A 20,648-nucleotide genomic window follows, 5' to 3' on the forward strand; every position below is an offset into this window, starting at 1 on the left:
TCCTTTATGCAGTCGTTATACATCCATAAACTTGCGGATACTCGTTACCGAGCCGCCGATTCCGAACAGTGCGGCTGCACCTGCGTACACGCCCAGCACCCACCAGCGCAGCACGTCGAACGAGAGCAGATGGAACGAGGACAGAGAAACCGTACCTGCCACGTTGTACAGCTCAGTGTACAGACCCCATTCCGCGAGGAATGCCAGTCCGCCGGCAACCAGACCGAGCACCATGCCTTCGATGACAAACGGCCAGCGGATAAACCAGTTGGTCGCGCCGACCATCTTCTGGATGGAGATCTCCTCACGGCGGGCAAACATAGCCAGCTTTACCGTGTTGGAGATAATGAAGATCGAGATAACGGCCAGACCAACGATCATCGCCGCCGCGATCATGTTGAACACGCGCTGAATCTGAATCAGCTTGCGGATAACATCCTCATCCGCGCGTACGCTTGCAACCCCGTCAACCGCTTCGATTTCTTTGATCGTTGCGTCCGCCTGCGTAGAATCATTCAGGGTAAACACATAGCTGTTGCGCAGCGGATTGTTGTCCGCGTTGTAATCCTCGAGGATGTCTGCGTCGTCGCCCAGCTCCTTGCGGTACTGCTCCAGCGCGACATCGCGGTCCTCGAAGGCGATCGACGCAATGTTGTCGATCTTCTCGAACTGCGTCTGCAGCGTTTTCGCCTCACGCGTGGTGAGCGAATCGTCAATCCAGACTACGATCTGGTTGGACTGCTGCAGTCTCGTAATGTTATTCGTAATGTTGTAGGCCACCAGCGTAACCGTGCCCGTCAGCAGCAGGCTTACGACCATGATCACCACGGCCGCCACGGACATGAAGCCGTGCTTGAAAATGTTGCGCAGGCCTTCCTTCCAATAGTAAGCGATTGATCTCATATCTGATAATACCCACCTGTCTGATCACTGATGACTTCACCGTTGTCGATCACAACAACGCGCTTTTCAAATTCGTCTACCAGACCCTTTTCGTGCGTTACGATCAGCACGGTCGTGCCAAGCTCGTTGATCTTTTCAAACAGGGTCATCAGCTCCAGCGAACGCGCAGGATCAAGGTTGCCGGTCGGCTCGTCCGCGATGATGAGGCGCGGGTTGTTGACCAGCGCACGCGCGATTGCGACACGCTGCTGCTCACCGCCGGAAAGATTCATCGGCTTTTCGTGCGCCTTGTCGGCCAGGCCGACCAGATCGAGCACATACGGCACGCGCTGCTTGATGGCCTTGCCCTTGGCACCGATGGCGCGCATGGCAAATGCGACGTTCTCGTAAACGGTTTTGGTGTTGATCAGGCGGAAATCCTGATAGACAACGCCCAATGTACGGCGCAGATACGGAATCTGCCGCTTTTTCATTCTGCCGATATCGTAGTTGTTGACGATAACGCGGCCTTCGCTCGGCCGAACCTCACCGGTCAGCAGCTTGATGATCGTGGTTTTACCCGAGCCGGACGCGCCGACCAGAAAGACAAATTCTCCCTCGTCTACACGCAGACTCGCCTTGTTCACCGCCCGGGTTCCGTTTTCGTAAACCACGGTGGCTTCACTCATTCGTATCACAGGCAATCCTCCTCGGTGCCAACGCAGAAGGCGTGCGAATGCCCCGGATTGGGCATTTTCGCCTTCCAGCAAACAAAAAAGACAAAGGTGTAAACATATACACCTTTGTCTATTATAACAGATATCATGTTTATGTGCAAGCCGACAAACTGTGGCATTATTGCACAATTTACGCTTTTTCTGTGTAGATTTTATGAACAGACAGCGATTATCTGGTACCTTCTTCGCGGCTTGCAAGGTATTTTCGAACCATGAGCGCTACCTTAAATACGATCGCGTGATCGAACTCACGCAGGTCCAGACCGGTCAGCTTTTTGATTTTCTCAAGGCGATACACCAGCGTATTGCGGTGTACGAACAGCTTACGCGAGGTCTCGGATACGTTCAGGTTGTTCTCGAAGAACTTCTGAATCGTGAACAGCGTCTCCTGATCGAGCGAGTCGATCGAGCCCTTGCGGAATACTTCGGACAGGAACATCTCACACAGCGTGATCGGCAGCTGATAGATCAGACGGCCAATGCCCAGATTCTCGAAGCTGATGATGTTCTTCTCGGTGTCAAATACCGCACCGACCTCGATTGCAGTCGTAGCCTCCTTGAAGGACTTTGCGATATCCTTCATCTGGGAGGATACCGAGCCGATGCCGATCAGGCACTTGACCGACAGCTCACTGAGCAGCGTCTCCTCGATAGAGCCTGCCAGCTTGATCAGATCCTTGATCTCACTGCCTGCCTTGACCTCCTTGACAACAACGATGTCCGTCTCGGAGATATGCAGCACGAAATCCTTCTGCTTGTCCGGGAACATGCCGTTTACCACGTCGATCGCGGCAACATCGGCCGGCGCCTGCTGGCGCACGAGGAATACCACGCGCGGCACGTCGTTGCCGAAGTGCAGCTCGCGGGACTTGATATAAATATCGCCCGGCAGGATATTATCCAGAATGATATTCTTTACGAAGGTAGCCTTGTCGTGCTTTTCGTCATACAGCGTCTTGATATTGTTGATCGAAACCGCAACCAGCGAGCAGATACTGCGCGCCAGCTCGTCCTCGCCCTGTACGAATACAGCGTATTCCAGACGCGACGCACGGTCGCCCGTTGTATGATAAGTATAACCGCCGAAACGAACGATCTCGCCGGCGAAGCCCAGCTCAGTGATTGCTTCCTCCCGCATTTCACCGATACGAGGCAGATCGGTACATGCTACGACCGCACCGCTTGCGTCAACAATGCCGATCGTACGATCCACCGTATCCTTCATCTGCAAAACAATCGACTGGAACAATCTCGAAGCCATTTCCATCACCTTTCCCGTCTTTTTCACGCGCCCCGGCGCTTTACTCCGCATCCGTTCGCCGAAACGCTTACTCTTTATGGTGTTCTCACCGTTAATGGTGATTCTGCCTATGACATTCTTCACAAGAACGCCAAAAGTTCCCTATACATTTTAAGTCATTATATCACATGTCCGCGCATTTTTGTACAAAAAACTCAAAAAAATTTGTAGATTTTTTAAGTTTTTCAAGTTTTCGAGGTAAGTTTTTCCAATTCCTCCTGTGTCAGTTCCCGAAATTCGCCGGGCGCGAGTATTTTATCCAGCCAGAGACCACCCAGCCGCAGGCGTTTGAGCGCCGCTACCGTACCGCCGACTGCCGCGATCATGCGCTTGACCTGATGGTATTTGCCCTCTTTGAGCGTCACACGCACGCGCAGCTCCGGCTCGGTCTCGAGGATTTCCAGCTTCGCCGGCTTGCATTCCGTGCCGTCCCGCAGGGTCATGCCCTGCTCGAAGCGTGAGACTGCATCCGCTGCCAGCGCGCCGTCCACGACCGCCTCGTACTCTTTTTCGACATGGCGATTCGGACTCATCAGCGCATGGCTGAGCGCGCCGTCGTCCGTGATGAGCAGCAGTCCCTCGGTGTCCTTGTCCAGCCTTCCCACCGCAAACAGGCCGCGCCGCAGCTCGGCCGGAAACAGCTCAAGCACGGTATCGTGACGCTCATCGCGGCTTGCCGTGATAACACCCATCGGCTTGTTGAGCATATAGTACCGCTGTGCGCGGTAGCGCTGCACGGTGCCATCCACCGCCGTCTGCGACCGGTCAGGATCGACCTTAAACGCCGGATCCTTCTGCACGGTGCCGTCCACCGAGACGCGTCCCGCACGAATGAATGCCTGCACTTCCTTGCGGCTGCCGCAGTTCAGGTGGGACAGCAATTTGTCCAATCGCATCTGTGGCATTTTGTCCCCTCCGCCAATACATTTCTTTTATAAGGATAACACTTTTTCGCAAATTGCACAATAGCTAAATGCAAAAAAAGTGCAATCCCCCGAAAGTTACCAATAGATACCATAAACCTATGATAACTTTTTCGTTGAATTGCACAGTTATGCAATTTCCAGAAGTCATTGCCAGCTGCTGTCAGGTCTGCGGAATATCCAGCAGGCCATGCACAAATCCATCCGTCTGTGCGGATGTGATATCCGCTGCGATCAGGCGGTTTCTGCGTACCAAAAGGTTGGCGGTCACACCCTGCTCTCCGGTAGGATAGGCGGTCAGCGCGTAGGTATACAGCGTGGCGCGTTTGCCCTGATACGGCGTAAGATCCAGTCCCTGCGCCTGCTGGATAGCGTTGTACTGCTCATATACCTCGTCGAAGGTGTCGGGTATCTGCACCTCCTGTGTGCCGACCGGTTCGTTCTCCACCGACCAGCCGCAGGCGGTCAGCAGAGCCACCCGGTCCTCGTTCGTTTTCAGCTTTGCACTGAGCGCTGCACCTTCAGCGCTGACCGCGGTATCCGCCTCTGCCGTTTTCGGCAGCAGTGCTGCCGCGCCCACCAGCACCAGCCCGACCGCCAGCACGCCCACTACGATTTTCCTCACCGACACCTTTGCCGCAAAAACGATCATGGCATTGTCCCTCCTGCTTTTACTTTATCCTATGTGTACAGAAGGCAAAAAAGAACGCCTCCGAGTATTTCTCGGAAGCGCAGCTTGTATCAGTCCAGATTTTTCTTCTTCAGCATCCACCATGCAAAGAAGCAGCCGACCACCGTAATGGCCAACGGCATCCACCAGACCCAGTCGCCCGGTATCTGTCCTTCGCCGATATTCATACCGAAGAAGCCAAACACGATATTCGGAATCGTCATGATGATGGTCAGGATGGTCAAAACCTTCATGATGATATTCAGATTGTTGGAAACGACGGAAGCATAAGCATCCATCGTACCCGCCATAATGTTGGAATAGATATTCGCCATCTCGATGGCCTGACGGACCTCGATCAGCGCGTCCTCCAGAATGTCGCGGTCGTCCTCATACAGCTTGAGCACGCGGCCGCGCAGCACCTTTTCCATCGTAACCTCGTTGCCCTTGAGGGACGAGGAGAAGTAAACCAGCGATTTACTCAATCCGAGCAGCTGGATCAGCTCCTCGTTTTTGAGGGAGTCGTACAGACGCTTCTCGATGCGGGTAAAGTCACGCTCGATCATACGCAGATTTTTCAGGAATCGACCTGCAATGCGGAGCAGAATCTGGAACACAAAGCGCGTCTTGAGCGAGGTATGCACGCCCTTTACCGCACCTTCCGCGATGGAGCGCAGGATGATGCTGTCCTCCAGACAAACCGTGATGACCGCATTCTGCGCCACGACAATACCCATAGGAATGGTGGTGAACATCTGTCCGCCGTCCTCGACCGAGCTTTTCTCCACCATCGGGATATCGACGATCATGAGAAGCTGCTCGTCCTCGGTATCGACACGCGAGCTTTCCTCCGGGTCGAGCGCCGCGCGAACAAACTCTTCCTCAACCTGAGCCGCCTGCGCGATCTGCTCCAGCTCGTCCGAGCTGGGATGCACCATGTTGACCCAGCAGCCCTCGGTGAACTCGCTCACTTCTGTGATGCGGCCGTCCACCGTTTTGAAAAATTCAACCATATTATACCGCCTTTCAGCAGCGGCACTCCTCGAAAATGCCACCGCGAGTAATATTCATCTGTCTACTTCCAGGGTCCGTACTCACGGTGATCACTCTCCTTTAATATGGATTTCATTTAAGGCAATACCGCATAATTGAACAAGAGCGATTTGCGAATAAATTTTGCGTACTGATGAGGCGCGGTTTCGCAGCAATACTTGCCGTATTGCAAGAAATCGCAACAAAATCAGAATACAAAATTTCCGCAAAGCGCCGCTGCTTTAATTGTGCGGTGTTGCCTTAAAATTAACCTTCCCATACCTGACAAAACAGCCCTGTTACGGGCTGTTTTGAATAGCTATCAGTTAGATTATCGGTTGTCCTTATCGAAGATGCGCATCAGCACATCAAATGCAGCATCGTCAGAGCCAACATCGGACGACGGCTTGGAAGCGGTTGCACGAGCCGGCTTCTTGTCAGCCGCTGCGGTAGCAGCCTCGGTGAACAGGCCGGTGGAGCCGGAAGCCTTGTCCTTATTGCCGTCCATGCTCATCTTTGCGGAGTTCGGAACATTGTCGAAACCGGTTGCAATTACAACAACGCGGATCTCGTCGTCCATGTTCTCGTCGATGAATGCACCGAAGATGATGTGTGCATCCGGATGAGCCGCCTGCTGAACCATGGTAGCTGCAGTCTCAACCTCGTCGAGACCGATATCATCAGAGCCGATAACGGAAACGATAACGCCGTGTGCCATGTCGATCGAGGTCTCGAGCAGCGGGCTGGAAATTGCCTCGCGTGCAGCCTCTGCAGCCTTGTCCTTGCCTGCAGCGGAGCCGGTGCCGATGTGAGCGAAGCCTGCGTCCTTCATGACGGAGGTAACGTCCGCGAAGTCCAGGTTGATGAAGCCCGGAACGGTGATCAGCTCGGAAATGTTCTTAACTGCCTGACGCAGAACGCCGTCAGCAATCTCGAATGCGTTCTTGAAGGTGATCTTCTGCTCGGATACATACTTCAGACGCTCGTTTGGGATGATAACGAGGGAGTCTACATTCTTGTTCAGCTCTTCGATGCCGCTCAGCGCCTGCTCAAGACGCTTCTTGCCCTCGAATGCGAACGGACGGGTAACAACGCCGACCGTCAGGATGCCCAGTTCACGAGCGATCTGTGCAACAACCGGAGCTGCGCCGGTGCCGGTGCCGCCGCCCATGCCGGCAGTGATAAATACCATATTGGTGTTAGCGAGAGCTGCTGCGATCTGATCCTTGCTCTCCTCAGCAGCCTTGCGGCCGATCTCCGGATTTGCGCCTGCGCCCTGACCCTTGGTCAGCTTCTCGCCGATCTGGATCTTCGTGCTGGCCTGCGAATAATTCAGAGCCTGCATATCCGTGTTGATGGAAACGAACTCAACACCCTGTACACCGTTCTCGACCATGCGGTTTACAGCGTTGCCGCCGCCGCCGCCGACACCGATGACCTTAATGTTTACTACGTTATCCAAGCCCTGTTCAAACTCAAAACCCATTGTCGTTGTCCTCCGTTTTATGATAAAGAATCGTTCTTTGATTATCAATTACCGCGTTTGAGGGCACTTCGCCCCTATTGTTTTAATTTTACCTCGATTTATTCTATTTTGCAACAGGAATTAGCGAATTCCTCAAAAAAAACTTAATCTTTTCCGTGTCTTTCCCGCAAACCGGCGGGCGATACGGAAAAAGGCTGTATTTTTTCGCGTTTTCCCTTGTGTTTTCGGTTATTTTCGCCAGTATAGGCAGGAAAAACTCAGCCTTCGCCATCGTAGCTGTCGTCATAATAGCTGTCATCGTAATACGATTCGTCGTAGGAATCGTCGTAGCTGCCGTCATCGTAGGAATCGTCATAGGACGAATCGTCCGAGTAATCCGAATCATCGGAATAATCCGAGTTATCCGAACTGTCCGAGCTGTCGCTGCTCGAATCGGTCGAGTCATCGCCGTTCGTATTGTCGGTCGTGCCGACTTCGCCGTCCGGATTGGTGTACGCCGGCGAGGTCACCGGATTGTCTCCTGCCTGATCGGTACCGGAGCGTGCTACATCCTCCGCCGTCTCCGGCACAAAGTGCAGACGGTTCTGCGCATCCCAGTACAGCCGCCCGATATCCGATGCCGAAAGGCGATCGCTGATAACGGTCTGTGCAAACCGAATACGGTACGTCAGATCGTCCAGTGCGCCTGCACGAATGTCGAATCGCTTGTCATAGCCGATGCGTACATCGGTCAGGTCGTTCAGATTGAGGAAGCTCATCTTTTCGAGCAGACCGGCAGCATCCATGTTCTCCAGCACGTTCAGCATGGCGTCAACGTGTGCATCCGTGCCGGTAGCAAGGAAATCCCCCATCTGTGCATTCAGCGTAACGCCGAGCACGATCGGCAGACCGCCGTCTGCGGCGTTGTTCTCGAGCACCTTGCCGCCCGCACTGATATAAGTGAACGTGTTATCCTCATTCCTCACGGCAGCCGCCGCTGTGCATTCGGTGACAGTCAGCACCAGTCCGTCCGGCAGCCTGCGGCGCAGCTGTGCGCTTTCCAGATACGGGAAGCTGTGCATCAGGTCGGACAATACGCGATTTTTGTTCCACAGATAGAGATTATCGCCCTTTTGAACATCCATACCGGCGATCAGCTCCTCCGAGCCGTACTGCTTGGCGCCTTCCACCGAAATGGTCTTAACCTTGAAGAACACGGTCATCGCCACCACGGCAGCCGCCAGCACAATACCGGTCAGCAGCACGCGTCCCAGCACACGAAAGATTTTCCTGCCGCGGCGCTGCTGCTCCATCCGGTCGGGTGTGTGCTTTTTTCGCCTTCTGCGTCTCATCACAGCATCCCTTCTTTGTTACTTCTTGCCATGGTTTTCGATTGCCCAGAGGATCTCCTGATAGATCTTCTCGCTTGCATCGTGCGCCGCCAGCTTTGTCGCGTCGTGCCCCATCCGGTGCAGACGGTCGCGGTCGCTCAGCAGATTCTGAATCTCGTCGTACAGCACCTGCGGGTTGGCATCCTTCTCGAGCAGAACACGGCAGCCGCCCTCCTGTTCGAGCGCGCGCGCGTTCTTCTCCTGATGGTTCTCCGCCACATACGGAGACGGCACCAGCAGTGCCGGACGGCCGAGCATGCACAGCTCACCGAGAGTGGCCGCACCTGCGCGGCACACGATCAGGTCAGCCGCCGCCATGCGGTCGGCCATGTCGTAGATGTACTCGGTCACTTCGATGTTTGGGTGTTCATCAAAGTCGGCGCCTTGCTCCTTCGCCATTCTGGGCAGCCACTCACAGGCCGCCGCACCGGTTGCGTGAACATGGTGATAGGGCACGCCGTTTTTACATTCGAGCGCCAGCTCACCGGCCATGTGCTCGTTCATGTACTTTGCACCCATCGAGCCCCAGAAGGAGACGACCAGTTGGTCATCATCGGTCAGACCGAACTTCTCGCGTGCCTTTGCGCGGTCCGCCGCCAGAATCTCACCGCGCACCGGCGCACCGGTCAGAATGATCTTATCTCCGCCGCCGAGCAGCTCCTTTGCCTGTTCAAAGCAGACGAGCACGCGGTCCGCGTCCTTTGCGAGCATCTGCGTTACCTTGCCGGGCAGCGCATTGACCTCGAGCAGCACAGTCGGAATGCCGAGCTGCTGTGCCGCGCGCACCACCGCGAACGACGCATAGCCGCCGCAGCCGATCACACAGTCCGGCTTGGCCTGCTTCAGCAGCTTTTTCGCCTTGCTGACTGCCGAGACAGCCAGCTTTGCCGCCTTCAGATTGTGCAGAATGCCCTTCGGGCTCATCGAGCGCGACATGCCGATGATCTCGATGGTGTCCAGCGGGTATCCCTCACGCGGGACCAGCTTATTTTCAATGCCGCGTGCCGAACCGGCAAAACGCACCGTCGTCTGCGGCTGCTTTTTTTCAAAATAGCGTGCAATGGCAAGACCCGGTGTAACGTGACCGCCCGTGCCGCCTCCCGTGATGTACAGTTTCAAAACTGAGTTCCCCTCTCCTGTTTGTTACTTTTCAAATGCAAGGTAGGATCACATGGTCCGGCAAAGCCTGTTTACCGGATCATGTGGTACTGCCTGACAGCAATATCACAGTCATCGAGGCTGTTTGTATGCTGCAAACAGCCTCGATTTGCATAAGGCAACACCGCACAATTAAAGCAGCGGCTTCTTGCACAGGCTCCGGTCGCGCTGCCGCGGCGCTTTGCGAAAATTATGCGGTATTGCCATAACTTAATCCTGATTTCTTCCGTCAATCCGCATATACCGCGATATATTGAGCAGGATGCCCATCTCGCCGAGCTGCAGCAGCAACGCGGTGCCGCCATAGCTGAAAAACGGCAGAGCCGCGCCGGTTACCGGCATGATGCCGGTGACAACGAACAGGTTCATCAGCGTCTGGATCGCCAGCTTGGCGGTGATGCCGGTCGCCAGAAGACTGCCGAATTTATCCGGTGCATAGCGCGCCACACGGAATCCGCGGTAAATAAGGTACGCGAACAGCAGAATGACCAGCAGAGCGCCGATCAGACCCATCTCCTCGCACCAGGTGGCGAAGATGAAGTCATTATGCGGCTCCGGCAGGTACAGCTGCTTCTGCAGGCCGTTGCCGAGTCCGCGACCGAGCAGGCCGCCCGAGCCGATGGCAATCTGGCTCATCGAGCCTTGCAGACCTTTGTTCGCCATATCCGAAAACGGATTGAGCCAGACTTCAAAACGGTCTCGTACATGCTTAAACGCAACATAGAATGCCGCAACTACGCCTGCACCCAGTCCCAGAATCGGCGCAAAGTACCACAGGCGCATGCCGCCTGCCAGCAGGATGATAATGCCGATGCCGCAGATGATGATCATCGCCGAGGTATGTGGCTCCAGGTACAGCAGACCGATGTACAGCGCCAGCAGCAGACCGTACGGCTGCACCATGGTCTTGACGCTGCGCACGCTCTTCGGGTCATGCGCTACCCAGTAGGAAAAGCAGATGATGACGGTCAGCTTTGCGATCTCAGACGGCTGAAAGCCGAACAGCCAGCGTTGTGCATTATTAACCGTTGTACCGATGCCCGGTATCACAACCAGAACCAGCAGCGCGACCGATATCCACATGATGATGTTGTGAATGCCCGCGTACATGCGGTACGGAATCTTGGAAAGAACGATCATCGCCGCAAGACCGATCGCGGCGAAAATGCCCTGACGCATGATAAAGTATGTCGCGCTGCCCTTGTAGAACATCGCGTTGGTATAGCTTGCCGAGAACAGCGCGATCAGACCGGTGATCAGCAGCAGCAGCACCGAGAAGAACACACCGGTATCCCAGATATGCGCCTTCATGCTGCGCATGCGTCTGCGCTTCGGCTTTGCGGTGCCGGTATGGTAACGCTCCTTCGGCACCGGCTCCCGCGAAGGACGCGCCGGTTTGCCGCTCGGCGCATTCCGCGGCATGGGACGGCGCGATGCCGGCCGGTACTGCGGATTCGTCTTTCCAGTTGTCGAAGCCATAGGGTTACCTCCGAATTACGAATTAAAACAGCGGTGCGAGTGCCACATGGTAGGCCAGCAGGCACAGCACAACCGTGATGCCGGTGAATACCAGCACGATTTTCTTCTCGCACCAGCCGCACATTTCAAAGTGGTGGTGGATCGGCGCCATCTTGAACAGACGCTTGCCGTGGGTCGCCTTGAAGTAGGTGACCTGCAGGATAACAGACAGCGTTTCGATGATGTAGATCAGGCCGACCAGCAGCAGGATGAGCGGCATTTCACACGCAAATGCCAGACCGGCAACCGCACCGCCGAGGAACAGCGAGCCGGTATCGCCCATGAACACCTTGGCCGGATTGAAGTTATAGCGCAGGAAGCCCAGCAGCGCACCCGCGAGTGCCGCCGAGAAGATCACAACGCCCATGTCTCCGCGACGGAAGCCGACGAACACGAAGAAGATGGCAACCGGAAGTGTAACGCTTGCCGCCAGACCGTCGATGCCGTCGGTCAGATTGACGGCGTTGTCCGCGCCGACGATAACGAAGGCCGCGAACACGATGTACAGCGGCCACGGCCAGCTGAACGAAATGCCCGTGAACGGAATCCACAGCTGCGGCAGACCGCTCGACCCCAGGAACAGCACGAGCACAAACACGCCGGCAACCAGAATCTGGAGCACCAGCTTCTGCTTCGGGGTCAGACCCGCATTTTCCTTTTTCTTGATCTTAGCGTAGTCATCGACCAGACCGACCGCACCGTAGGCCACGGCAAGGCCGAGCACCGCAAGCGACGAGACCGAAATCTCACCCATCACGATATTGCCGATAATGACTGCCGCCGCAATACCGATAATGAACATAAAGCCGCCCATTGTCGGGATATTCTGTTTGTTCATGTGCCATTTCGGTCCGATTTCGAGAATCTTCTGACCGAATTTCATTTTTCGCAGATAATTGATGACCGCCGGACCGATAGCCAGCGTAATCACCAGTGCGATCGCGAAAACAAGCACAGCCTGTTTCATGCTTCAACTTCCTCCCCTAAAAACATTGCAAGTGCGCGTTCCATGCGCATGCCGCGGCTGCCCTTGAACAGCAGCGCGTCTCCTTTTTTCGCGTCCTCGCGCAGTGCCGCGACAAGCGCGGTCTGGTCGTCGAACGCATACGCATGCTCCATGCCCTTCTCCCTGGCACCGGCTACCATGGCCGCTGCATCCGGACCGTAGGCGTACAGGGCGTCCGCGTACTGCGCCGCCGCACGACCGGCACGGCGATGACCTTCCTCGGCGTAATCGCCAAGCTCGAGCATCGAGCCGAGAACCGCAAACCGGCGGCCGTCCCCGGCCATGCCGCCAAGCACGGACAGCGTAGCCTCCATCGCATCCGGACTTGCGTTGTAGCAGTCCGCGTAGATTTGGTAGCCATCCTGCTCATAGATGTTCTGGCGCATGCCGCTCGCCTGATAGCTGACAAGTCCCTGCGCGATCAGCTCGGGTGTTTCACCGAGCAGCAGACCGACGGCTGCCGCCGCCAGTGCATTGAGCACGTTATGCTTGCCCGGAATACTCAGCTTCGCGGTGAATTTCTCTCCGACCGGCAGGTGCGCCGCGGCAAGACCGTTATTTACTATATCAAATGTACCGTCGCTGTGCAAGTCCGCAGTAAGGTCGCAGGCGGAATTTTCGATGCCATAAGTTACCACCCTGCAGCCGAGGCTCTCGCGTTTGTCCCACAGAAGCGGCTCATCGCCGCAGAGAACAGCCGTGCCGCCCTCCTGCAGACCCTCGAGAATCTCCAGCTTGGCCTTGCAGATGCCCTCACGCGAGCCGAGGAACTCGATATGCGAGGTGCCGATATTGGTGATAACCGCCAGATTCGGTCTGGCAGCCGCCGTCATGCGGGAAAGCTCACCGAAATGGTTCATGCCCATCTCGGCTACCAGCACTTCAGTATCCCTGGTCATACGCATGAGCGTCAGCGGCAGACCGATCTCATTGTTCAGGTTGCCTTCTGTCTTCTGTGCGCGGAAGCCCTGCGAGAGAACGGCATACAGCAGCTCCTTGGTGGTGGTCTTGCCGACCGAGCCGGTCACGCCGACGACCTTGCCGCCGCACATCATGCGGTAGCCGCCCGCGAGGTCAAGCAGCGCCTGCGAGGTGTTCTCAACGTACAGCGCCGGCACCGGATACTCCTCATTCTCGCGGTGGCTCATCACGGCGGCCGCGCCGTTCTCGATCGCCTTGCCGATGAAATCGTGCGCGTCAAACCGCTCGCCCTTGATCGGCAGGAACAGCGCCTCCGGCGGAATCTGCCGCGAATCGGTCGTGACCGCCGTCAGAGCCGCCTCGCCTCTCGCTTCGCCCTTTGTCCATTCCGCCGCCTGCGCTAATGTAAATCGTTCCATGCCGTTTCCCCCAGTTTTCTTCCCATTTTACTTCTTTGTCCATTCAGGCGTATGGGCGCACAGTGTGCGCCCGTCTGCCGCTCTTACTTATTGAAAAAATCCGCTACGATCTCGCGTTCATCCATGTGGTGCTTCACATGGTTTACTTCCTGATAGGTCTCATGTCCCTTGCCCATCAGCACGATGATATCGTCCTTCTGTGCGTGTGCAAGTGCCCAGTGGATCGCCTCCGGACGATCGACAATGACCTGCATCGGCGTATCCGAATCCTTCATGCCCTCGAGAATATCATCGATGATGGCCTTCGGCTCCTCGGTGCGCGGATTATCGCTCGTTACAACGCAGAAATCCGCGAGATCCGCTGCAATTTTACCCATCTTCGGGCGCTTGGTGCGGTCGCGGTCGCCGCCGCAGCCGAACAGAGCAACGACACGGCCCTTTGCAAAGCCGCGAACGGCCTTGAGCACGTTCTCCACGCCGTCCGGCGAGTGTGCGTAGTCGATGAGCACGGTGTAATCCGTATCGGTCGGCACGACCTCAACACGGCCCTTGACGCCGGTTGCAGTTGCCATGGACTTCGCCGTATCCGCAAGCGGCATGCCGAGCTGCAGCACGATACCGAGCGCGGTCAGTGCATTCTCGACCGAGAAATGACCCGGAATCGGCAGCTTGACGTCTGCCTTTTCGCCCTGATACTGTGCGGTGAACTCCACGCCGTCCGCGTGCAGCTGCAGGTCGGTCGCTTCGAGATCGGCCTCCGGCTTGCCGCAGGAGAACGTCATGCACGGGCACTTTGCGTCCGCGAGCATCTTCTCCGCCGCAGCATCATCCAGATTGATAACGCCCTTCTTGCTGATGGAAAACAGCAGCGCCTTTGCCTTGCGGTACTCCTCCATGGTCTTGTGGAAATCGAGGTGATCCTGCGTCAGATTGGTGAACGCGCCTACCGCAAACGGAATGCCGTGCACGCGGTCAAGCACCAGGGAGTGCGAGGAAACCTCCATGATCACATGCGTGCAGCCTGCGTCTCTCATGCGGGCAAACAGCGCGTGCAGCTCGTAGGATTCCGGCGTGGTGCGCTCGGTCTCGATCACTTCATCACCGATGAGGTTCTGGTTGGTGCCGATCAGACCCACCTTGTGGCCTGTGTCCTCAAGCATGTGCTTGACGAGGTAGGTCGTGGTGGTCTTGCCGTTGGTGCCGGTCACACCGAGCATGACCATGCTCTCTGCCGGATGACCGAAGCGGTTTGCCGCAATCTCAGCCAGCGCGATACGGGAATTCTCCACAACGACTGCGGGGACGCCCTCCGGCGCCTCCTCGCAGACAACGGCTGCCGCGCCCTGCTCCATCGCCTTGGCGATGTACTTGTGGCCGTCGGTCGCGTAGCCGCGGATGGCTACAAACAGGTCGCCCGGCTGTACCGCGCGGGAGTCGTAACGCACTTCCTTGATCTCGATATCCTGTGCGGCAGTGCTGTTTTTCACTTCTACATCCTTCAAAAGTTCCTGTAATTTCATAATTTCCTCCTATCGGTCGTTGACCGTCGTTGTATCGGAAAATTCTACCGTGACAACCGCACCGAGGCTTACCTTGGTACCGGCCTCCGGACTCTGCTTGGTCGCGGTAGTATCGCCTGTGATCTGCGCGGACGAAACACCCTTCTGCTTGAGGTACAGACCGTACTCCTCCAGCGTATCGCGGCACTCATCCGGCAACATGCCGGACAGATCGGGCACTTCAACGGCCTCAGTCGGCTTTTCCTCGCCCATGTAGACGATAACCTTGCCGCTGGCCGCAATGCGCATGCCTGCACTCGGCACCTGATCGGTGACGGTATCGCCGTCGCCCTTGATGATGCAGTCAAAGCCTGCGTCGGACAGCGTGGAAATCGCATCGTCGCGCGTCTTGCCGGATACACTCGGCACGGTCAGCTCGCGGCGGTCGCTCTCGCTGTCGTCATAGACCGGCGTAATGCCGATATACGGCAGCACATCCTCCATGATGCGGCCGACGACCGGCGCGGCGATCGCGCCGCCGCCATGCGTTGCGGATTCCGGCAGGTCGTTGATGGCGACCAGAACCGCGATCTGCGGGTCGTCCATCGGCGCTACGCCGATGAAGGAGGCCGTGTAGCGGTCCTCGGTATCGAGCACCTTGCCGTCACTGTCGTATTCAGGCAGAATCTCGGAGGTCGCAGTCTTGCCGCCGACGCGGTAGCCGGGCACATACGCGTTCTTGCCGGTGCCGTTTGCGACAACCTGCTCCATCGCCTCGCGCATGTAAGCGGAGGTATCCTCGGAAATGACCTGTCGGACCACCTCGGTCTCGTTCGTAGACTTGACCGAGCCGTCTCCGCTCAGCACTTCCTTGACGACGTACGGCTTTTTCAGCTTGCCATCGTCCACGATCGCGCAGACCATGTTCAGCATCTGAATCGGCGTTACCGTGAAGCGCTGACCGAACGATGCGGTTGCCAGTGCGACTTCGTTCCAGTCACTGGCAACATCCAGTTTATGGAACTGACCCTTGCCCTCACCCGGCAGGTCGATGCCGGTCGGCTCGGTCAGGCCGAACGCCTTGTAAAAGTTATAAAACCGATCCATGCCGACGCTCTGGGCAATCTGCATCATCGCTACGTTGCAGGAATTCATCAAGGCTTCGGTCAGCGTCTGCATGCCGTGGCCGCTTGTGTTTGCACACTTGATCTCCCAGTTCTCCACCTGCAGGGAGCCGCCGCAGTAGTAGGTGTCCTCGGCATGGGTCGCACCCAGATCATACGCGGTGGAGACCGTCATCAGCTTGAAGGTGGAGCCCGGCTCGTAGTTATCCGCGATAACCGGATTGCGCCACGTTTTCATCAGGATATTGACGCGGGCGCTGCCCAGCTCATCCACCAGATCAGAATTGTCATGAATCGCCTCCGGCAGATTGTCCAGACCGCCCTTCTCATACCAGGCATCCGGAATTTCGACCTTTACGTTCTCTTCCTTGAGGATTTTCGCAACATTTTCCTTGAGTTCGTTGATATACTTGTCGCTCGTCAGCTTGTAGGCATCGTTCGGATCAAAGTCCGGCAGGTTCGCCATGGCGAGCACCTCACCGGTCTTGACGTCCATGACGATGCCGGAAACGCCGTCTCGCGCCTCCGGATTGTCGGCAAGTGCGGTCTCGAGGTGCTTTTCCAGATAGTTCTGGATATCGCTGTCGATGGTCAGCACAAGAGAGTTGCCGTCGGTCGCCGGAATATACTGCTGGGTTTCCGGCATAATGTCCTTGTTCTGCTGGTTCTGCACGCGCACCAGACGGCCCGCCGTGCCAGAAAGCTCGTCGTTATACTCGGATTCCAGGCCGTACGCGCCGTTGTTGTCGCTGCCGACGTATCCCAGAACCGCAGACAGGAAGGCGCCGTGCTGATAGTACCGCTTGGTATCCGGCTCAGAGTAGACGCCGGTGCAGTCTGCCGCTTCGAGCTTCTCATCCAGTTCCTTGGATACGTCCTTATCGACCTTCTGCGCGATAATTTCGTACTGCGAGTTCGTCTTCCGGAGCTTCTCCATCACGGTATCGTAATCCACATCCAGCGTTTCGGACAGGATGGTCGCAAGCGTCTGCTGCTGACTTTCCGCCGTGATGCCCTTCTTGACCTTGCTCTCGTCCACAACGGCCTTCGGATCGACCGTAATGCGCTCTACGGCGGCGGATTCAGCCAGAACCTGCATGTTCGCGTCGTAGATCTTGCCGCGGTTGGGCGTGATGAACGTGTCGCGCGTCTGCAGCGCTGTCGCCTGCTGCACATAGAAATCGTGATTGAATACCTGCATATACAGCAGCCGCACGCCTACCAGCCCGAAACCGATCAGTGCAAACAGCACGGTCAGTCCGCGGATACGCGTGCGCATTTGATGGTTGGGTCCCTTAACTGCCATTTAGTCAGCCTCCATATTGTTCCTGAAAAAGCGTAAGGAGTCAGAAGTTATCCACCTCTCACTCCCCTGTACGCATTGTATTCAACTGCTTATCGGATATATTCCACAAGTGCGGAAAAGCGCGCTGCCAGTGCGCTCCACAGACCGTGCAGCGTCATGCTGTCGTCTGCAACGGTGACAAGATCCGGATTGGTCAGCTCCACATATTCGATCTGCGAATTGTCCATCTTGACCATTCCGAGCGTGTCCGTGGCGTACTGCTCTACCTCATCCATGTTCATGCTGTTCATCTGCTTGGTCGTCAGAGAAACATTCTCCGACTGCAGCTCGCTGAGCAGGTCGCTCTGCTCACTCGCTTCCGCGGTAAGCTGGGTCAGCTGCATCTGGCAGAACAGGATAAACGCCGCCGTGATCGCCACCAGAAAAATGCACGGATACACGCCCTGCATCACAGCAGGCTTGCGGCGGTGCTTCTTTTTCTTGACCGGCGCTGCCGCTACCTGCAGATGGCGTTTCGGCTGTACCTCACGCTGCGCAGGAACCTGATCTTCATATTTTCTTGCCGCGTTGTTCCTGCCAGAAGCCATCTTGCGCTTTCCTTTCTTTTGAATTTGCTTTTTCGGTTTAGATTTTTTCACAAACCCGGAGCTTCGCGCTTCGGGCGCGCGGATTCTCCTCAATTTCCCTTTCATCCGGCAGGATCGGCTTGCGCGGCGTCAGCCGAACCTTCGGCTTTTTGCCGCAGATGCATACCGGAAAGTCCTTCGGACAGGTGCAGCCCTGTGCCGCCTGCTGAAAAGCCGCCTTGACGATGCGGTCCTCCAGGCTGTGGAATGTGATGACCGCCAGTCTGCCACCCGGATTGAGACAGTCGATGGCTTTTTCCATTGCTTCCCGCACCGCGCCCAGCTCATCGTTTACCGCAATGCGGATCGCCTGAAAGCTGCGCTTCGCCGGATGCTGCTTTTCCCGCAGCGCTTTCGCGGGCATGGCGCCCTTGATCACACGGACAAGCTCCAACGTGGTCTCAATCGGCTTGTCTGCGCGTTCGCGCTCGATCGCCGCTGCGATCAGCGGTGCGTAGCGCTCCTCGCCGTACTCAAACAGAATGCGGCGGATCTCCTCGCGGCTCCAGCCGTTTACCACATCATACGCGGTCAGCTTCTGCTGCCGATCCATGCGCATATCGAGCGGCGCATCCTGCATATAGGAAAAACCGCGCTCGGCATGGTCCAGCTGCGGAGAGGAAACGCCGAGGTCGAACAGAATGCCGTCCGCACCTGCAAGTCCCTGCCCTTCGAGCACCTTGTCGATATCGCGGAAGTCGCTCTTGACCGGTGTGACACGCTGCCACACATCCTTGAGGCGGTCCTTCGCGTTTTCGAGTGCTTCGTCATCTCTGTCAATGCAAATCAAACGACCGGTATCATGCAAACGCTCCGCAATGCGGAGCGAGTGACCGGCGCCGCCGGTCGTGGCGTCCACATAAACGCCGTCCGGCTTAATCTGCAGAGCCTCAAGGCAAGGCTCAAGCAAAATGGATACATGATGAAATTCCATAGTTCCCTGCCCTTTTGTTAAAAATCAATATCTTCTACGTCCGCGGCAACAACTTCCGCGTCGATCTCGTCATTGTAAGCGCGCCACTTGTCGCTGTTCCAGATTTCCGCGTGGTCGAGCTGACCGATCACGGTAACATCCTTCTGCAGCTCCGCAAAGGTACGCAGATTTGCGGGAATGAGGATGCGGCCCTGTGCGTCGAGCTGTGCATCGAACGCATTGGCGAAGTAGTAGCGCTTGACGCGTCTTGCCTTTTCGCCGTTGCCGAGCGTGCGGATCTTGTCCTCCAGACGCTTCCATTCCGCTTCCGGATAGACGGACAGACAGCCATCGAGGCCCTTGGTGACCGTGAAGTGCTCGCCGAGCTCCTCGCGCAGCTTGGCCGGCATTGCCAGACGACCCTTAGCGTCTATGGAATGCTTGTATTCGCCCTTCACTCATTCACACCTGCCCTTCCGCTTTGGTGGAATTTGTGACACTTTACCCCACAACTCTCCACCTTGATTTTATTATAGCGGTACGGAGAATAGATTGCAAGATATTTTTTGCATTATTGCACGAAAAATTCGGGCGTTTTTCTTGCAAATTTTATAGTTTTCGCAATTTTTACGAACAGTTGTTCGATTGTGTTCGTATGCGGTGTTTTCCTGCATTTTACTGCGAAGTGGAGAGTTATCCCAAAGCTTATCCACAGAGTGTGTATTTTTGTGCAATCTCAGCCGGACATTTTTCAGGTTGGTGGCACAAAGTGGGTGTGAGGTTCTCTTTTTCGGTGCCGGTGGTGAGGAGTGGGTGATGGCGTGGTGCAGACAAAGTGACGGTCGTTGTCAAATAGAATTCGCAGGTGCCGTCCGCAACAACGCGTAAGCGAATTGTGCGGCACTGTCATGCCGCACCCAACGTAGAGTTGCCGATATGTGTAGCAGTACGCTGTCTGTGAACTGCAAATTTTTCACGAAAGGCACGCAACGGTAACCCAACTGCCGTTCCTCTATTTCGCAGCGGTCGCCGCTCTCTGGTTTGCGCCAGACTCTCTTAGGAAAGGGGTGATTCACAAGAGGGTGGAAACCTTGGTGTCTACCCTCTTGTGCGCCCGCCGCGCAGGCAAGAACCGTTCGCCTATCCGGCGAAAAACTCCCGCCCGTTAGGGCGAACCCACTCACACAGTTCGTATGCCCGGTCAGCCGGTGCCGAGAAGGGCTGCGCAGAATTCCCGTTGTGCCGGTACCGCAAAGAACACGAAAAAGCAGCCACCCGAAGGTGACTGCCTGCATTTCGGTTTTACTTTGCGATGCTCTTGAAGCGCTGGCGTGCCTTGCGGACCTCCTCCAGACCGAGAGCCACTGCCTCCTCGGTACGCTTGAGGGTATCCTCGCAGTACTCATTTGCCACGCGGCGCAGCTCACGAGCCTGAATCTCGGCGTTGCCCTGTACTTCCTTGGCCTTGCGGCGTGCCGCTACGACGATCTCGGTCTCGGAGACCATCTGACGTGCATCCTCCTCAGCCTGACGGCGGATCGCCTCAGCCTCGCGCTTGCCGGATGCCAGCATCTCACTGCGCTTTGCAACAATTTCCTGTGCCTGCTGCAGATCGTTCGGCAGAGCCTCACGCAGCTCGTCCAGCATATCCAGCATGTGGTCACGCTCTACGATGCACTTCTCGCCTGCCAGCGGAATGCCCTTTGCGTCCTGCACCATATCATACATGCGGTTAATGAGTTCCTCTAAAGTTGCCAT

General features: G+C 56.3%; 18 protein-coding genes. All 18 read right to left on the reverse strand.

The window, feature by feature from the left end:
• Positions 1-15 precede the first annotated feature (15 nt).
• Entirely contained in the window at positions 16-903 is an 888-nt protein-coding gene (gene ftsX, locus PG722_RS01335; protein WP_118360337.1) for a permease-like cell division protein FtsX, read from the reverse strand.
• Positions 900-1,580 (reverse strand): cell division ATP-binding protein FtsE, encoded by a 681-nt coding sequence (ftsE, locus tag PG722_RS01340; protein WP_110436343.1) that lies wholly within the window; start codon positions 1,578-1,580, stop codon positions 900-902. Before ftsE ends, ftsX begins: the two co-directional genes overlap by 4 nt.
• A 208-nt stretch (positions 1,581-1,788) precedes the next feature.
• A complete protein-coding gene (locus tag PG722_RS01345) occupies positions 1,789-2,880 on the reverse strand; it encodes a PucR family transcriptional regulator (protein ID WP_270417587.1) in 1,092 nt (363 codons plus the stop codon).
• A 224-nt stretch (positions 2,881-3,104) separates the two neighbouring features.
• Positions 3,105-3,824 carry a pseudouridine synthase gene (locus tag PG722_RS01350; RefSeq protein WP_270579425.1) on the reverse strand — a complete coding sequence of 240 codons (720 nt, stop codon included), beginning with the start codon at positions 3,822-3,824 and terminating at the stop codon, positions 3,105-3,107.
• Between the two features lie 181 nt (positions 3,825-4,005).
• Positions 4,006-4,494 (reverse strand): DUF4830 domain-containing protein, encoded by a 489-nt coding sequence (locus tag PG722_RS01355; protein ID WP_270579426.1) that lies wholly within the window; start codon positions 4,492-4,494, stop codon positions 4,006-4,008.
• Positions 4,495-4,583: 89 nt separating this feature from the next.
• Positions 4,584-5,525, reverse strand: a complete 942-nt coding sequence (locus PG722_RS01360; protein WP_110436341.1) for a magnesium transporter CorA family protein — start codon at positions 5,523-5,525, stop codon at positions 4,584-4,586.
• Between the two features lie 350 nt (positions 5,526-5,875).
• Complete coding sequence (gene ftsZ / locus PG722_RS01365) at positions 5,876-7,030, reverse strand: cell division protein FtsZ (RefSeq protein WP_118360333.1); 1,155 nt, start codon at positions 7,028-7,030, stop codon at positions 5,876-5,878.
• 257 nt (positions 7,031-7,287) lie between these two features.
• A complete protein-coding gene (locus tag PG722_RS01370) occupies positions 7,288-8,361 on the reverse strand; it encodes a cell division protein FtsQ/DivIB (protein WP_270579427.1) in 1,074 nt (357 codons plus the stop codon).
• Between the two features lie 18 nt (positions 8,362-8,379).
• Positions 8,380-9,519 (reverse strand): undecaprenyldiphospho-muramoylpentapeptide beta-N-acetylglucosaminyltransferase, encoded by a 1,140-nt coding sequence (gene murG / locus PG722_RS01375; RefSeq protein ID WP_270579428.1) that lies wholly within the window; start codon positions 9,517-9,519, stop codon positions 8,380-8,382.
• 249 nt (positions 9,520-9,768) lie between these two features.
• Positions 9,769-11,037 carry an FtsW/RodA/SpoVE family cell cycle protein gene (locus PG722_RS01380; RefSeq protein WP_270579429.1) on the reverse strand — a complete coding sequence of 423 codons (1,269 nt, stop codon included), beginning with the start codon at positions 11,035-11,037 and terminating at the stop codon, positions 9,769-9,771.
• A gap of 22 nt (positions 11,038-11,059) precedes the next feature.
• Positions 11,060-12,043 carry a phospho-N-acetylmuramoyl-pentapeptide-transferase gene (gene mraY / locus PG722_RS01385; RefSeq protein ID WP_270579430.1) on the reverse strand — a complete coding sequence of 328 codons (984 nt, stop codon included), beginning with the start codon at positions 12,041-12,043 and terminating at the stop codon, positions 11,060-11,062.
• Positions 12,040-13,422 carry a UDP-N-acetylmuramoyl-tripeptide--D-alanyl-D-alanine ligase gene (locus tag PG722_RS01390; RefSeq protein ID WP_270579431.1) on the reverse strand — a complete coding sequence of 461 codons (1,383 nt, stop codon included), beginning with the start codon at positions 13,420-13,422 and terminating at the stop codon, positions 12,040-12,042. Before PG722_RS01390 ends, mraY begins: the two co-directional genes overlap by 4 nt.
• 83 nt (positions 13,423-13,505) lie before the next feature.
• The gene (locus tag PG722_RS01395) at positions 13,506-14,942 is read right to left on the reverse strand and encodes a UDP-N-acetylmuramoyl-L-alanyl-D-glutamate--2,6-diaminopimelate ligase (protein WP_270579432.1); all 1,437 of its coding nucleotides are present in this window, start codon (positions 14,940-14,942) and stop codon (positions 13,506-13,508) included.
• 9 nt (positions 14,943-14,951) lie between these two features.
• Positions 14,952-17,351, reverse strand: coding sequence for a penicillin-binding transpeptidase domain-containing protein (locus tag PG722_RS01400; RefSeq protein WP_270579433.1), 2,400 nt, complete (start codon positions 17,349-17,351; stop codon positions 14,952-14,954).
• A gap of 89 nt (positions 17,352-17,440) precedes the next feature.
• The gene (locus PG722_RS01405) at positions 17,441-17,938 is read right to left on the reverse strand and encodes a cell division protein FtsL (protein WP_118360326.1); all 498 of its coding nucleotides are present in this window, start codon (positions 17,936-17,938) and stop codon (positions 17,441-17,443) included.
• Positions 17,939-17,975: 37 nt separating this feature from the next.
• Positions 17,976-18,911 carry a 16S rRNA (cytosine(1402)-N(4))-methyltransferase RsmH gene (rsmH, locus tag PG722_RS01410; RefSeq protein WP_110436331.1) on the reverse strand — a complete coding sequence of 312 codons (936 nt, stop codon included), beginning with the start codon at positions 18,909-18,911 and terminating at the stop codon, positions 17,976-17,978.
• A gap of 17 nt (positions 18,912-18,928) precedes the next feature.
• The gene (gene mraZ, locus PG722_RS01415) at positions 18,929-19,348 is read right to left on the reverse strand and encodes a division/cell wall cluster transcriptional repressor MraZ (RefSeq protein WP_227600590.1); all 420 of its coding nucleotides are present in this window, start codon (positions 19,346-19,348) and stop codon (positions 18,929-18,931) included.
• A gap of 844 nt (positions 19,349-20,192) precedes the next feature.
• Positions 20,193-20,648, reverse strand: coding sequence for a hypothetical protein (locus tag PG722_RS01420; RefSeq protein WP_110436330.1), 456 nt, complete (start codon positions 20,646-20,648; stop codon positions 20,193-20,195).

It is taken from the genome of Butyricicoccus sp. OF27-2pH9A (assembly GCF_027693185.1).
Taxonomy (GTDB): Bacteria; Bacillota; Clostridia; order Oscillospirales; family Butyricicoccaceae; genus Agathobaculum; species Agathobaculum butyriciproducens.

Coding starts and splice junctions, on each gene's coding strand:
- ftsX (WP_118360337.1), bottom strand. CDS start 903: ATGAGATCAATCGCTTACTATTGGAAGGAAGGCCTGCGCAACATTTTC.
- PG722_RS01345 (WP_270417587.1), bottom strand. CDS start 2,880: ATGGCTTCGAGATTGTTCCAGTCGATTGTTTTGCAGATGAAGGATACG.
- PG722_RS01350 (WP_270579425.1), bottom strand. CDS start 3,824: ATGCCACAGATGCGATTGGACAAATTGCTGTCCCACCTGAACTGCGGC.
- PG722_RS01355 (WP_270579426.1), bottom strand. CDS start 4,494: ATGATCGTTTTTGCGGCAAAGGTGTCGGTGAGGAAAATCGTAGTGGGC.
- PG722_RS01360 (WP_110436341.1), bottom strand. CDS start 5,525: ATGGTTGAATTTTTCAAAACGGTGGACGGCCGCATCACAGAAGTGAGC.
- ftsZ (WP_118360333.1), bottom strand. CDS start 7,030: ATGGGTTTTGAGTTTGAACAGGGCTTGGATAACGTAGTAAACATTAAG.
- PG722_RS01370 (WP_270579427.1), bottom strand. CDS start 8,361: ATGAGACGCAGAAGGCGAAAAAAGCACACACCCGACCGGATGGAGCAG.
- PG722_RS01380 (WP_270579429.1), bottom strand. CDS start 11,037: ATGGCTTCGACAACTGGAAAGACGAATCCGCAGTACCGGCCGGCATCG.
- mraY (WP_270579430.1), bottom strand. CDS start 12,043: ATGAAACAGGCTGTGCTTGTTTTCGCGATCGCACTGGTGATTACGCTG.
- PG722_RS01390 (WP_270579431.1), bottom strand. CDS start 13,422: ATGGAACGATTTACATTAGCGCAGGCGGCGGAATGGACAAAGGGCGAA.
- PG722_RS01395 (WP_270579432.1), bottom strand. CDS start 14,942: ATGAAATTACAGGAACTTTTGAAGGATGTAGAAGTGAAAAACAGCACT.
- PG722_RS01400 (WP_270579433.1), bottom strand. CDS start 17,351: ATGGCAGTTAAGGGACCCAACCATCAAATGCGCACGCGTATCCGCGGA.
- PG722_RS01405 (WP_118360326.1), bottom strand. CDS start 17,938: ATGGCTTCTGGCAGGAACAACGCGGCAAGAAAATATGAAGATCAGGTT.
- rsmH (WP_110436331.1), bottom strand. CDS start 18,911: ATGGAATTTCATCATGTATCCATTTTGCTTGAGCCTTGCCTTGAGGCT.
- PG722_RS01420 (WP_110436330.1), bottom strand. CDS start 20,648: ATGGCAACTTTAGAGGAACTCATTAACCGCATGTATGATATGGTGCAG.